Origin of the sequence: Streptosporangium sp. NPDC006007, from assembly GCF_040614315.1 — a bacterium.
Lineage (GTDB): Bacteria > Actinomycetota > Actinomycetes > Streptosporangiales > Streptosporangiaceae > Streptosporangium.
Genome location: NZ_JBEXUG010000007.1, coordinates 54514 through 67165 on the forward strand (window position 1 = coordinate 54514; position 12652 = coordinate 67165).

The 12652-nt window shown below is 70.5% G+C and carries 11 protein-coding genes; 7 read left to right on the forward strand and 4 right to left on the reverse strand.

Annotation, left to right across the window (positions count from 1 at the left end; genetic code table 11):
• Positions 1 to 214 precede the first annotated feature (214 nt).
• The 5 genes from ABZ194_RS08020 (at position 215) to ABZ194_RS08040 (ending at position 6612) form a co-directional block, all read left to right on the forward strand.
• The gene (locus ABZ194_RS08020) at positions 215 to 2215 is read left to right on the forward strand and encodes an NAD(P)-binding protein (protein WP_355593610.1); all 2001 of its coding nucleotides are present in this window, start codon (positions 215 to 217) and stop codon (positions 2213 to 2215) included.
• 559 nt (positions 2216 to 2774) lie between these two features.
• Positions 2775 to 5234 (forward strand): nitrate- and nitrite sensing domain-containing protein, encoded by a 2460-nt coding sequence (locus ABZ194_RS08025; protein WP_355593612.1) that lies wholly within the window; start codon positions 2775 to 2777, stop codon positions 5232 to 5234.
• Entirely contained in the window at positions 5234 to 5641 is a 408-nt protein-coding gene (locus ABZ194_RS08030; protein ID WP_355593614.1) for a roadblock/LC7 domain-containing protein, read from the forward strand. The genes ABZ194_RS08025 and ABZ194_RS08030 overlap by 1 nt, the downstream gene beginning before the upstream one ends.
• A gap of 67 nt (positions 5642 to 5708) precedes the next feature.
• Complete coding sequence (locus tag ABZ194_RS08035) at positions 5709 to 6056, forward strand: DUF742 domain-containing protein (RefSeq protein ID WP_355593616.1); 348 nt, start codon at positions 5709 to 5711, stop codon at positions 6054 to 6056.
• The gene (locus tag ABZ194_RS08040) at positions 6037 to 6612 is read left to right on the forward strand and encodes an ATP/GTP-binding protein (RefSeq protein WP_355593618.1); all 576 of its coding nucleotides are present in this window, start codon (positions 6037 to 6039) and stop codon (positions 6610 to 6612) included. Before ABZ194_RS08035 ends, ABZ194_RS08040 begins: the two co-directional genes overlap by 20 nt.
• A gap of 81 nt (positions 6613 to 6693) precedes the next feature.
• On the opposite strand, the gene ABZ194_RS08045 is transcribed toward ABZ194_RS08040, so the two are convergent.
• From ABZ194_RS08045 to ABZ194_RS08060, 4 genes are all read right to left on the reverse strand, one after another.
• Positions 6694 to 7065: a DUF742 domain-containing protein gene (locus tag ABZ194_RS08045; protein WP_355593620.1), complete on the reverse strand. Its 372-nt coding sequence runs from the start codon at positions 7063 to 7065 to the stop codon at positions 6694 to 6696.
• Positions 7062 to 7451: a roadblock/LC7 domain-containing protein gene (locus ABZ194_RS08050; protein WP_355593622.1), complete on the reverse strand. Its 390-nt coding sequence runs from the start codon at positions 7449 to 7451 to the stop codon at positions 7062 to 7064. Before ABZ194_RS08050 ends, ABZ194_RS08045 begins: the two co-directional genes overlap by 4 nt.
• A gap of 98 nt (positions 7452 to 7549) precedes the next feature.
• Positions 7550 to 9721: a nitrate- and nitrite sensing domain-containing protein gene (locus tag ABZ194_RS08055; protein WP_355593624.1), complete on the reverse strand. Its 2172-nt coding sequence runs from the start codon at positions 9719 to 9721 to the stop codon at positions 7550 to 7552.
• A gap of 143 nt (positions 9722 to 9864) precedes the next feature.
• The gene (locus ABZ194_RS08060; RefSeq protein WP_355593626.1) at positions 9865 to 10515 is read right to left on the reverse strand and encodes a DUF998 domain-containing protein; all 651 of its coding nucleotides are present in this window, start codon (positions 10513 to 10515) and stop codon (positions 9865 to 9867) included.
• Positions 10516 to 10933: 418 nt separating this feature from the next.
• Between ABZ194_RS08060 and ABZ194_RS08065 the strand changes: the two genes are divergently transcribed.
• Positions 10934 to 11062 (forward strand): hypothetical protein, encoded by a 129-nt coding sequence (locus ABZ194_RS08065; protein ID WP_355593628.1) that lies wholly within the window; start codon positions 10934 to 10936, stop codon positions 11060 to 11062.
• Between the two features lie 489 nt (positions 11063 to 11551).
• A complete protein-coding gene (locus ABZ194_RS08070; RefSeq protein WP_355593630.1) occupies positions 11552 to 12181 on the forward strand; it encodes a TetR/AcrR family transcriptional regulator in 630 nt (209 codons plus the stop codon).
• Positions 12182 to 12652 lie beyond the last annotated feature (471 nt).

A 12652-nucleotide genomic window follows, 5' to 3' on the forward strand; every position in this document is an offset into this window, starting at 1 on the left:
CGCCCTCCGTCTTCGAACCGACAACGATCACCGTGGCGGCGGGGTTCCCCCGAGGAGCGCGGAACCGCATGCCTATTGGCCGCGTTTCCGGCGGACGTGTCATGACGCCCGTCCTGCCGATATCGCGAATAGCGTTTCAATACGGCGGGTAAAAAGTTCCCGGGACCACCGCGAGGCGGCCGTGGCCGGCCGGCCGGATCGTGATGATCACCCCATGACCGATCCCCAGGAGATCACTTCCCGCAGGGCCCGAGATCTGGGCATGGACCGGCATATCTCCCGCCGTGACTTCTTCGACGGCGTGGCCGCGGTCGCCGGGGTGGCCGCGCTGGGTCCGGCCGCCCCCCGGCCCCGGGAAGCCCGGACGGCGGCAGGGGCCGGCGCGACGGGGACGGGCGGCGCCACGCGAGCCCCGAGAGGCTCTCAGGGGTCCTATTACCCCCCCACCCTCACCGGACTCCAGGGCGACACTCCCGAGGCCCTCAGCGTGCCACACGCCCTGCGCGACAACAGGTTCTGGAGACACGCGGGCACCCCCAAGCCCACCGGCGAGCGCTACGACCTGATCGTGGTGGGTGGCGGGATCAGCGGGGTGAGCGCGGCCCACCGGTGGCTGGAGGGCGACCCCGGCGCCCGGATCCTGATCCTGGACAACCACGACGATTTCGGCGGCCACGCCCGGCGCAACGAGTTCAACCCCCGGGGCCGCCGGGGACCGCTGGTCGGGTACGGCGGATCCCCGTCGATCGAGGCGCCCTCGGCGTGGACCCCCGAGGGCAGGGACCTGCTCGGCAAGCTCGGGGTGGGGCTCCAGAGGCTGGGTGACTGCTTCGACCACGGGCTCTACCCCGGGCTCAAGATGTACGACAGCGTCTTCTGCGACCGGGAGACCTTCTCGGCCGACAGGCTGGTGGTCCTCGCCCCGGGCAAGGGGACCTCCCGGTGGGTCGCGGAGTTACCCGTCGCCGAGCAGGCCAGGAGGGACCTGCTCATGCTGTACGCAGACCCGCCCGACTGGTTCCCCGGCCTGTCGGACGGCGAGAAGAAGGAGCGGCTGTCCAGGCTGACCTACGCGGGCTTCCTCAGGGACGTCTGCAAGGTCCACCCGGACGTGCTGGGGTTCGTCCAGACCATGCCGAACGACGAGTGGGGCTACGGCTCCGACGCCTTCGGCGCGATCGACGCCTGGGGCAGCGCCGGCGGCCACGGCTATCCGGGGTTCGGCGGGCTGGGGCTCGACCGCGCCAAGCCGTCGGAGTACAACTCGCCGAGCATGATCAAAAATTGGGGCGCCGGCGACCCGCGCGTCCACCACTTCCCCGAGGGCAACCAGGCGCTGGTCCGGATGATGATCGCCCGGATGGTCCCGGGCTTCGCCACGGCCGGCGACATGGAGGGCGTCACCACCGCGGGGTTCGACTACGACAGGCTCGACCTGCCGGGCAACGGGGTCCGCGTCCGCCTGTCCAGCCCGGTGGTCTCGGCGGCCAACGACGGCGATCCCGACACGGCCGCCACCGCCACGGTCGGCTACTTCGACGGCGAGAGGGTGCGGACCGTCCAGGCCGCCAACGTGATCATGGCCTGCTGGAACATGATGATCCCCCATCTGGTCGCCGGGCTCCCCCCCGACCAGGATCGGGCGCTCCGCGGCGCCGTCAAGGTGCCGCTGCTGTACGCGACGGTCCAGCTCCGCGGCTGGGAGTCCTGGAGGAGGGTGGGCGTCCACCGCACCCGCTTCACCGGCGCCTACTGGTGCGTGGCCGAACTGGACCACCCGGTCGGCATCGGGGACTACCGGTGCCCGAGGAGGCCCCACGAGCCGATCAACGTGCACATGGTCCGCACGCCGGCCGTACGGGGCATGTCACCCTCCGACGGCGCGGTCGCCGGGCGCTACGAGCTGCTCGCGACGCCCTACAGTCACCTGGAGTACAGCATCCGCGACCAGCTCACCCGCCTGCTCGGGCCGGGCGGTTTCGACGCGACCCGCGACATCCAGGCGATCACGATCAACCGGTGGGGCCACGGCTACGCGCCGGAGTACGCCACCCCGTGGAACCTCGACTTCTACCCCCACGGGCCGCTGCCCGCCACCCTGGCCCGCCGCCGGTTCGGCCGGATCGCGATCGCCAACTCCGACTCGGTGCCGGCCGCCTACGCCGACGCGGCGATCACCGCCGCCTACCGCGCCGTCCTGGAGTTGCGGGCTTGACCGGACATCCGGAAAACACCTATCCGGGGGCGGCGACGCCGCCCCCGGCCGGGGCACGACCGGGGGCGCGGGGGCGCGCGTGTTGACAGGGACACCCGTCAGCCGGTAACAGGGGGTGATCCCACGGCGGGCGCACCGGCCCTCCGGGGGAAGTGTGGCCGCAGATCAGCGTCTCAGGGGCCGTCCGAAACCTCCGCGCACAGCCTTGACCCGACCGCCCGCACGAGTCAGCCGCCGATTCCGGATGACCAGAACAGCGCACCGTCCGCATCTCGCGGGCTACCCGGAGGACGTCTCACCAATCCCGGCACCGACTCAGGTAATCACATTAATCATCAGATCCTCCCCTGCGCCGGGGGCCTTATCGGTGCTAGTCTCCTGTGCGATCTTCCGGAGGCGCATTTCATCCCTAAAGCAGCGCGGGCCTCCACACACTCAGAAGTTGGGACGAGTGGGCATGGGCTCTGGAAACCGGTCAATTCGGTTCAAGATCTTTTTGCTGCTGCTCTTACCCCTGCTCTCGCTAAGCGCCTTGTGGGGCTTCGTTCTTAACCTGACCGTGGGCGACGGAGCAGCTCTGCTGCGATCGAACACCCTCTACCAGACCGTTGGTATGACCTCCACCGACCTGGGACTCCAACTTCAGGCCGAACGGACGCAGTCCTCAATGGCGATCAGCTCACGGATCCTCACCAGTGGGATCGGTCAGCAGCGCGACCGCACGGACCGGGCAGTGGAGAAGTTTCGGCAAGCGGCGTTCGCCGATGATTCCGGCAGTCCGGAACTACGGGCATCGCTGAACACACTCATGCGTCAGCTCGACCGACTCCAGGATGTCAGGGTCGGCATCGACAGCGGCCGCCACAGCCGGCTGGACGTGCTGTCGAACTACAACGAGATCCTCGACGCGGTCTTCCTCCTCTACGACCAGATGGTCGCGGTCCCCGACCTGTCGATCTACCAGCAGGCCGCGGCCATGCAGTCGATGGCCGGCGCCCGCGAGATGATCGCCAGGGAGAACGCGCTGATCAGCGGGGCGTTGATCGACTCCCGGCTCTCCGCCGGGGAGCGCGACGCCTTCGCCGGATACGCCGCCACCAGGCACTACCTGCAGGCCCGCGGCCTGTCCGCGCTGGACACCACGCTGGGCAAGCCGTACCGCGACACGTTCAACTCCACCGCGTTCGACAAGTTCACCGCGCTGGAGAAGGCCATCGTCTCCGGAAGCGGCCGCCGGCTGCCCCCGGAGGCCACGCAGTGGCGGCAGACCACCAACGGGCTGGCCGTCTGGCTCGACGAGCTCGGCGCCGCCTCCTCCAAGGCGCTGGCCGAGCGGTCCCAGTCGGTGGCCACCTGGATCATGGTGAGGATCGCGGTCGCCGGCGGCATGGGACTGGTCGCGGTGATCGCGTCGATCATCATCTCGGTCCGCTTCGGCCGCCGCCTGGCCGGTGAGCTGGCCGGGCTCCGCTCGGCCGCGCTGGACCTGGCGGACGTGCGGCTCCCGGAGGTCGTGGAACGGCTCAGGCGTGGCGAGGAGGTGGACGTACGGGCCGAGGCGCCGCCGATCAGCGCGGACGGGTCGGCCGAGATCCACGACGTCGCCCAGGCGTTCGACTCGGTGCAGCGCACCGCCGTCGAGGCCGCCGTGGGCCAGGCCAGGCTGCGCCGCGGCGTCAGCCAGGTCTTCGTGAACCTGGCCCGGCGCAAGCAGAGCCTGCTCCAGCGCCAGCTCATGCTGCTGGACAACATGCAGCGACGGGCGACCGACTCCGACAGCCTGGACGACCTGTTCCGGCTGGACCACCTGACCACCCGGATGCGACGGCACGCGGAGGGCCTGATCATTCTGTCCGGTGCCGCGCCCGGCAGGGCCTGGCGCAATCCGGTGGCGGTGGTCGACATCGTCAGGGCGGCGATCGCCGAGGTCGAGGACTACACCCGGGTCAGCGTGGCGCTGCTGCCCGACGCCGCGCTCGACGGGGCGGCGGTCGCCGACATCACTCACCTGCTGGCCGAGCTCGTCGAGAACGCCACGATCTACTCGCCGCCGCAGACCACCGTGACCGTGCGCGGCGACATCGTGGCCAACGGATTCGCCGTCGAGGTGGAGGACCGGGGCCTGGGCCTGAGCGCCGAGGAGTACGAGGCGATCAACCGGCGGCTGGAGGGCCCACCGGACTTCGACCCGGCCGACAGCGACCAGCTCGGCCTGTTCGTGGTGGGTCAGCTCGCCGCCAGGCACGGCATCCAGGTGGTGCTGCGAGGCTCGCCGTTCGGCGGAACCACGGCCATCGTGCTCATTCCCCGCGCCCTGCTCGCCGAGAATCCGACGACGCTCACCCTCACCGCGGAACGGGTCGTCGAGCGGCCCTCGGAGCTCTTCGAGCCCGGCGTGCCGAGCGCGCTGGCCGCCGCTCCCGCCTCCAGCGCCGCCGCCTCCGCCTCCGTTCCCGCCTCCGGTGGCGGTCTGCCCCGCCGGTCGAGGGCGGCCTCCCACGCCGGGCCCCCGGCTTCCCAGCCTCCGGTCACCCCGGCCCTGTCCGTGGTGGCCGACCTGCCGCCGCGCGGACCGGTGGACAAGGCCGCCGGCGAACCGGCCCGCGAGCCGGTCCGTCAGCCGGTCCATGAGCCCACTCGCGAGACGGTCCGTGAACCCGCCCGTCAGCCGGTCCGTGAACCCGTTCGCGAACCGTTCCGTGAACCCGCCCGTCAGCCGGTCCATGAGCCCGCTCGCGAACCGTTCCGTGAACCCGCCCGCGAGAACGCCGGCCCAGCCGGACCCGCCGGACCTCCCGGGCCGAAGAGCCTGCCCCGCCGTGTACGGCAGGCCAACCTGATGCCACAGCTCCGCCAGGAGTCCGAGACCGCCGCCCCCGCCCCGGAGCCCAAGGCCGCCGAACGCTCGCCCGACGAGGCCAGGGCACTGTTCTCCGCCTTCCAGGCTGGAGTACGGCGCGGGCGCGAGGAACACGGAAATGATTCCGCACACCAGACGACAGGCGACAAGGGGGACTAATGACCGGAAAAGTTAGTAGCACCGGCGAGCTGAACTGGCTCCTCGACGACCTGACCAGCAGGGTGGGCGCGGTACGCCAGGCGGTACTCCTGTCCACCGACGGACTCGCCGTCGGGTTCTCCCAGGGTCTCAGCCGGGAGGACGCCGAACATCTGTCCGCGGTCGCCGCCGGATTCCAGAGCCTGGCACGCGGGGCCGGGCGCCACTTCGGCGGCGGCGACGTGCGCCAGACCATCGTGGAGATGGAGACGGCCTTCCTCTTCGTCACGGCCTCCGGGCAGGGAACCTGCCTGGCCGTGCTGAGCGGTGCCGACGCCGACGTCGGCCACGTCGCCTACGAGATGGCGATGCTGGTCAAGCGGGTCGGTCAGCACATCACCACCCATCCGCGCCAGGGCATCTCATGAACGAGCGGGGCCCACGGCGCGCAGACCACGGGTCGCCCGGCCCCCGGGCCTCTGGCAAGGGGGCCGGATGACGCTGTGGATGGACGAGGAGGCCGGCCCCATAGTCCGGCCGTACGCGCTGATCGGAGGTCGTACCCGGTCCTCCGGCGACACACTGGACCTGATCGCGATGATCACCGCGACCGGAGTCGCCCCATCCAACGGATTCGTCCCAGGACCGGAGCAGGAACGCATCCTTTCCCTCGTCTCCGGGATCGCCTCGGTCGCCGACGTGGCGTCCGAGCTCGACCTGCCACTCGGCGTGGTCCGCGTCCTTCTCGGCGACCTGCAGGACCACAAGCTCATCTCGATCGGGCACGCCCCGGCGAGTGAGCATCTTCTCAAGGAAGTGATCAATGGACTTCGGGCCCTCTGACGAACCCGTCGCGCTCAAGATTCTCATCGCGGGCGGCTTCGGGGTGGGCAAGACCACGTTCGTCGGTGCGATCAGTGAGATCCGTCCGCTCCGCACCGAGGAGGTGCTCTCCGACCGCGGCATCGGCATCGACGACGTCGAGGGCGTGGAGAGCAAGACCACCACCACGGTGGCGATGGACTTCGGTCGCATCACCATCCGGGACGGCCTGGTCGTATACCTGTTCGGCACCCCGGGACAGGAACGCTTCTGGTTCATGTGGGACGAACTGTCCTATGGCGCGCTGGGCGCCGTCGTACTCGCCGACACCCGCCGGCTGACGGACTGCTTCCCGTCGATCGACTACTTCGAGCAGCGCGGCACACCGTTCGTCGTGGCGGTCAACTGCTTCGACGGGGCCGACCGGTACGGCGAGGAGGAGATACGGATCGCCCTGGACCTGGACCCGGATGTGCCCATACTGCTCTGTGACGTACGGCGTCGCGCATCGGCCAAGACGGTGCTGGTAACGCTGGTGGAGCACTCGTTGAGGGTGCTGACGGCCAGCCAGTCGTGAGCGGAGCCGGTAGCCCGCGCCCCACCCCGCGGAACTACCGCTCTGCCGCGACTTCCCCGTGCCCGAGAAGGTACGGGGCGTTCACAGCGCCCGCAAGCCGCTGATCACTTCTCGCAGCAGCCCCTCGGCGGGAGAGGTGTTCGCCGGAATCGGCGAGCGCACCAGGACCAGGCCCTGGTCGAGCAGGTCCCCCAGCAGAACCTTGATCACTCCGATCGGCAGCCCGACCTCGGCGGCGAGCTCCACGATCGGCCGGGTCCGCCGTGTCAGACCGAGCAGGCGCCGGTGCTCGGAACCCAGGTGGGAGCTGGTCGAGACCGTCGAGCCGGTCGCCACCACCATGGACAGCATGTCGAACGTGGCGGAGGACGTCGTGGTCCGCCCACCGGTCAGCGCGTAGGGGCGGACGACCGGTCCCGCCTCCTCGTCGACCCACTCGACCTCGTCACTCATGGGCCGGCCACCCGGGGCGCGGTGGCCAGGTGCTGGCCGACACGGGTCACCAACCGGGCCATCTCATAGGCGATCAGGCCGACGTCGGCGGCTCCGCTGCTCATGACCGACAGGCAGCTTCCCTGACCGGCCGAGGTGACGAAGAGGAAGGCGGAGTCCATCTCCACCATGGTCTGGCGTACGGCCCCGCCACCGAAGTGGAGGCTGGTTCCCTTCGCCAGGCTCTGAAACCCGGAGGCGACCGCCGACAGGTGGTCGGCGTCCTCCTTGCTGAGGCCCCTGGAGGAGGCCATCATCAGTCCGTCGTTGGACAGGATCAGCGCGTGCGAGACGTCCGCCACACTCGTGACGAAGTCATCCAGAAGCCAATGCAGCTCACCTGGCACGTGGTAAAACCCCTTCCCCTCTAATGGTCAAGCTCACTGTGGGGCGCGGCCGGCCGCGAATGCGGCGTCACGGCCCCGCTGGTGTCCGAGGACCCGGATCACGGCTCCGCGCCGCCGTCCTCGCTCTCCGCCCGGCCGCGCTGCCATCCGGACCGGAACGAGTTCAGCAGCGCCCGAGCCTCCTCCGGCGACCGCTCCTCGGCCCTGGGCGCCGGCTCGGGCGGCAGGCCGTCCTGCCGCAGGCCGGGCGAGAGGTTCACCTGGCGGACCCGGCGCGGCAGGCCGCCTCCGCGCCGCACCGGCGTCTTCCACAGGTCCGTGGGGGCCGACAGCGCGGACTCGACGGGATCCGGCAGCGTGGACTCCACCGCGCCGACCGGCTCCACCGGCTCGGGATCCCCGAGCAGGATCTCGGGGAGCAGCATGACCACCCCGGTCCCGCCGTACGGCGAGGGCCGCAGCGTCACGCTGATCCCGTAACGGGCGGCCAGCAGGCCGACCACGGCGAAGCCCAGCCGGTCGGTCTCGGCCGGGTCGAACTCCGGCGGGCTGGCCAGGCGCTCGTTGATCGCGGTGCGCTTCTCCGCGGTCATGCCCAGGCCCCTGTCCTCGATCTCGATCGCGAAGCCCCGGCCCACGAGCTCACCCCGGATCGACACCTCGCCTCCGGGCGGGGAGAAGACGGTGGCGTTCTCGATGATCTCGGCGAACAGGTGCATCATGTCCGCCACCGAGCTGCCGACCAGGGTGCTGCCGTCCATCGGGTAGACCCGCACCCGGGCGTACTCCTCCACCTGGGCGGCGGCACCGCGCAGCACGTCCTCCATCAGGACCGACGAGCGCCACTTGCGGCCCGCGGCCCCACCGGAGAGGATCACCAGGCCCTCGGCGTGCCGGCGCATCCGGGTGGTGAGGTGGTCGAGCCGGAACAGGTTCTCCAGCGCGGCGGGATCCTCGGCCTGCTTCTGCATCGCGTCGAGCAGTTTGAGCTGGCGCTGGAGCAGGGACTGGCTCCGCCGGGCGAGGTTGCGGAAGGACTGGGCCACCCCCTCGCGGAGCTTGGCCTGCTCCACCGCGGACTGGACGGCGCTGCGCTGAACGCTGTCGAAGGCGGCGGCGACGTCGTGCACCTCGGCCGTGCTGCCCAGCGGTTCCAGTGGGGGCGCCTCGGCCGCCACGTCCACGCTCTCGCCCCTGCGCAGCTTCTCCATGACCCGTGGCAGCCGCACCTCGGCCACCTCCATGGCGGTCCGCCGTACCCCGGCGAGCTCGCGGGTGAGCCCGCTGCCCACGCGGTAGGAGATCAGCAGCGAGGCGACGACCGCCACGAGCCCGAGCACTCCGGCGACCCCGGCCTTGATGAAGGTCGCGGCGGCCGAGGGGGCCGCCCGGTCCGCCAGGGCGAGGCTGACCGCTATCAGCGCCCGCTGGTAGATGGCCTCCACGTCGTTGCCGGCGGCTCGCCACTCGGCGGAGGACACGGCCTCCCCCGTCTGGAGGTTCTCCTCCAGGGTGCCGAACCGGGTGTAGATGGTCGAGGTCATCATGCCGGCGAAGGGCTGGCGCAGCCTCGGCTCCAGCTCCGGCAGCGCCTGCTCCAGCAGGAAGGTCCGGTTGACGGCCAGCTGGGTGAAGAGCCGCAGCTCGCTCGGCGACAGCGCGCGGTCGGTCGCCAGTGCCCCCGCGGCGAGCGCCCGCTCGCGGCTGATGAGATCCTTGGCGTAGTTGATCATGTTGAGGCTGCGCGACTGCTGGTAGAGCGGCAGGTCGTTGTTGAGGCTCATGCTGTTGAAGAGCCGGTTCAGCGCGTCGGGCACCAGGGAGAAGTCCCGGGAGAGGCCGACCGGCCCGATCCGGCCACTGTCGATCTTGGCTCGGAGCGCGTCGAGCGCGTTGACGCGGTTCATCACCTCGTTGAACCGGATCTTCATGTCCGCGGTCATCGCGGACTGGGCCGCCTCGGTGCTCGTCTGCTCGCGGAAGCGCTGGCGCGCCTGGTTGGTGACGGTGCGCTGCAGGGCGAGGGTGGCCTGGTCGGGACTCGACCGGGTGGCCACGTACTCGGCCGACAGGAGGTGCTCGCGCTGGAGGGCGTCGCTCAGCTCGTCACCCGGCTTGCCGATCGTGTCGTACAGGGTGTCGATGGTCAGCAGACGCATTGAGTCGCCGACCGTGACGGTGGCCGCGAACCCCCACAGGGCGATCAGTGAGACCAAGGGGATCGCCAGAAGGGCCGAGATCTTGAACCGGATGGGTTTGCTCGATGCCATGTCACCTCATCGGCTCGTTCTCGGAGCGCCGGAACGGAGACCTCCGGACGATCTCTAGATCGCCGATGAGGATAGCACTGACTGACCCTATTATTCTTATCCTATTTGTGACATGTCATGAAGTAGTAAAGCAAAGTGACAAGTCAGCCGAGAGCGGCACGTGAGGCGCGAGCGGTCTCCCGGTTCCATTCCAGCTGCGTCAGCCGTACGGCCAGCACCGCGACCAGGGCGACCTCGGCGCCCAGCAGCACCCACTCCACCAGGCCGATCAACACCTGGTCGCCGGGAAGCGCCACGTAGGTGACCGCCAGCAGCCCGAAGCCACCGGCCAGCGCCAGCCACTCCACCGGCCTGGCCACCCCCCTCCACCGCTCGTCCTCGCCGAGCCGCGGCACCATCAGCGCACCGGCCACCGGCACGGCGAGGAAGGCCGCGACCGAGGCGTAACCGTGCAACTGGACGGTCAGGTCGGACAGCGCGCCGGGGACGGCGCCCGGCGCGACGGCCAGCACGATCAGCGCCCCGCTCCACACCAGCATCAGCCGCTCCGCCGCCGCCCCCATCGGCGTCCCGGCCGCGCGCAACCCGGCGACCAGCGCGAGGGACGCGACCCCCAGCGACGCCATGGCGAACTCGGTGGTTCCGCCGCGCTCCATGGCCGCGTACTCGCCGATCGTCAGATCGAGCGGGTTCAGGTACGGGTCGGGGTCGAGCCGGCCGACGATCATGGCCACGACGGCCACCGCGATCCCGGCACAGGAGACCAGCGGATAGAGCCTCTTCAACGCGAGCATGGCCCAACACTGTCCGCCGGAGGCCCCCTCACACATCCGGCGGCGCCCCTGACCCGTCCCTGATCCGCCCCTGAGACCCGGCCGCGGACACCGCGGAGCGGGCGCGCTCGGACCCCGCTGTGCACAGGCTGTGGACAACCCGGCCGCCCAACCTGTGGAAAACCTGGCCCGCCCGCGGAAACCTTCTCGGCAGGCTGTGGATAAAGCCCGCCCGAAGACCTCGCGGACCGTCTCGATCCCGCGCGGGACGTGGCCCTCTACCAAGCGACCGGCAGCTCGTGCACGCCGTAGACCGCCATGTCGGAGCGCATCGGAACCCGCTCGGGCGGTACGGCCAGACGCAGGCGCGGCAGACGCGCCAGCAGCGCGGGGATGGCCGGTCAGCAGCCGCCGGTAGCGGGTGTGCTCGGGCGGATCCGTGCGCAGGAAGAATCCGGCGGGCAGCGGCAGTCCCCGCAACTGGGCGGCCTGGGGGGTGATCGGGTGCTGGAGGTCCGGCCGGGTGCTGAACCGGCTGTCGCCCAGCACGGCCCGGACCGCCGGGTAGCCGGTCACCAGCCAGCCGAGATGGCCGTCGGCGTAGGTCATGCGGCGGACCGGCGTCTCCTCGCGCAGGCGTCCCAGCTCATGCGGCGGATCGAAGGTGTTCTCCCGGACCGTGCGAAGCGTTACCGGGCCTGGTGGAACATCGTTCACGGCGTGCTCCTTGAGGTAGGCGCGCATGTTCCCCTTCACAAAACCTCACCAAAAGCATAATTGCAACAAATGCATATACGCGTGGAATGCAGCATGGCTGTCCACCCCGGACGGTGATCCGGGAGCGGAAGAGGCCGCGCACCCGGCGCGCACCGGCCGGCAGGACCGTGACGGTGCGGACGGCCAGGCCGGGCGCCCCCGCGCAGAGCCGTCCGGTCCCTGTGGAGAAGAGCGCGGACCGGCCGGGCCGCCTTCGGCCAAGGCATTGCGCACGCAGGTTTGACCGCGTCAACACCACCGCTTAGCTACTGCGATCTACACAAAGGGCTTAAATCGAGTCATGGCTTCTGCGGACGGCCGGCAGAGTGAGGCGGTCATAGAATTCGCGGCGAGACTCTTCGCCGCGTTCGGTTACGACGGCACCTACCTTCAGGGGATAGCCGAGGCGACCGGGCACGACCTCGCGTGGATGCACGACACGTTCGGCGACAAACGCAACCTCTACCTCGCCGTCCTCGAACGCGCCGCCCAGGCCGAACGGGCCGTCGCGGAGGACGCGCTCGCGGTGTTCCCCACCGGCGACCCCGCCGAGATCGCCTCGGCCATGTACGCGCTCGTGGACCGCTACCTGGAGTTCTGCCTGGCGCATCCTCAGGTCCCCGCGCTGTGGGTGCACCGCTGGCTCGGCGACGCCGCCGACATCCCCGACGTGGAGGAGAAGTACGCGGCCCCGCTCATCGAACGCACCCGTGAGGCGCTGCTCTCGGCGGCGCGGGCCGGCATCATCGACAACCACGTCGATTTGGACCTGATGGTGCGGACCCTGATCTGGAGCATCTACGGCCTCCTGTACGGCGAGGCGGTCACCCAGCCGGAGGAGTCCCCCTCCGCCGACCCCGAGACCCTGCGCCGCTACCGCGCCCACCTCCACCAGCTGGTCGATCGCATGCTGAAACTCCCCGGCGCCTGACCGCGCCGCTCCGGGCACGGAACGGCGGAAAACCCCCCCGGGCCGGGATCCACGACCGAACGCCGGGCAAAGTCCGTGTAACGAACGGGCACGGTCCGGGAACCGTACGGGGAGGAGGTGGCGGACGCCCACGCGCCCCGGCCGGGGCCGGCCAGGGCAGACCCCGGGATGAGCCGGGGCGGAGAAGGTGTCATCGCAGGTCAGGGCGGGAACCTTCATCCCCGGAGAGGTCGCGCTGTGGGAGCGCTTCAACGGAGAGGACGCGCCACGATGACCGAGACGCCGCACGTGGCGCCGCGTCACCCCCCGGCTCGCGGACCCCGAGCCCCCAGCCCCCGAGCCCCGGCTCCCGGCCCCCGAGCCCCCGCGGGGGCGATCTCACCCGTCGACGCCGAGACCCCCCTGGGCCGCGGACGGCCGAGCGGCCGTCTCGACGCGACGTGTGCCCCGCGCACCCGTCTCGGCGCGGCA

What these genes read in the sequence shown, in the direction of transcription:
- ABZ194_RS08030 (WP_355593614.1), top strand. Translation starts at nt 5,234, where the DNA reads ATGACCGGAAAAGTTAGTAGCACCGGCGAGCTGAACTGGCTCCTCGAC.
- ABZ194_RS08060 (WP_355593626.1), bottom strand. Translation starts at nt 10,515, where the DNA reads ATGCTCGCGTTGAAGAGGCTCTATCCGCTGGTCTCCTGTGCCGGGATC.
- ABZ194_RS08040 (WP_355593618.1), top strand. Translation starts at nt 6,037, where the DNA reads ATGGACTTCGGGCCCTCTGACGAACCCGTCGCGCTCAAGATTCTCATC.
- ABZ194_RS08045 (WP_355593620.1), bottom strand. Translation starts at nt 7,065, where the DNA reads ATGAGTGACGAGGTCGAGTGGGTCGACGAGGAGGCGGGACCGGTCGTC.
- ABZ194_RS08055 (WP_355593624.1), bottom strand. Translation starts at nt 9,721, where the DNA reads ATGGCATCGAGCAAACCCATCCGGTTCAAGATCTCGGCCCTTCTGGCG.
- ABZ194_RS08070 (WP_355593630.1), top strand. Translation starts at nt 11,552, where the DNA reads ATGGCTTCTGCGGACGGCCGGCAGAGTGAGGCGGTCATAGAATTCGCG.
- ABZ194_RS08035 (WP_355593616.1), top strand. Translation starts at nt 5,709, where the DNA reads ATGACGCTGTGGATGGACGAGGAGGCCGGCCCCATAGTCCGGCCGTAC.
- ABZ194_RS08020 (WP_355593610.1), top strand. Translation starts at nt 215, where the DNA reads ATGACCGATCCCCAGGAGATCACTTCCCGCAGGGCCCGAGATCTGGGC.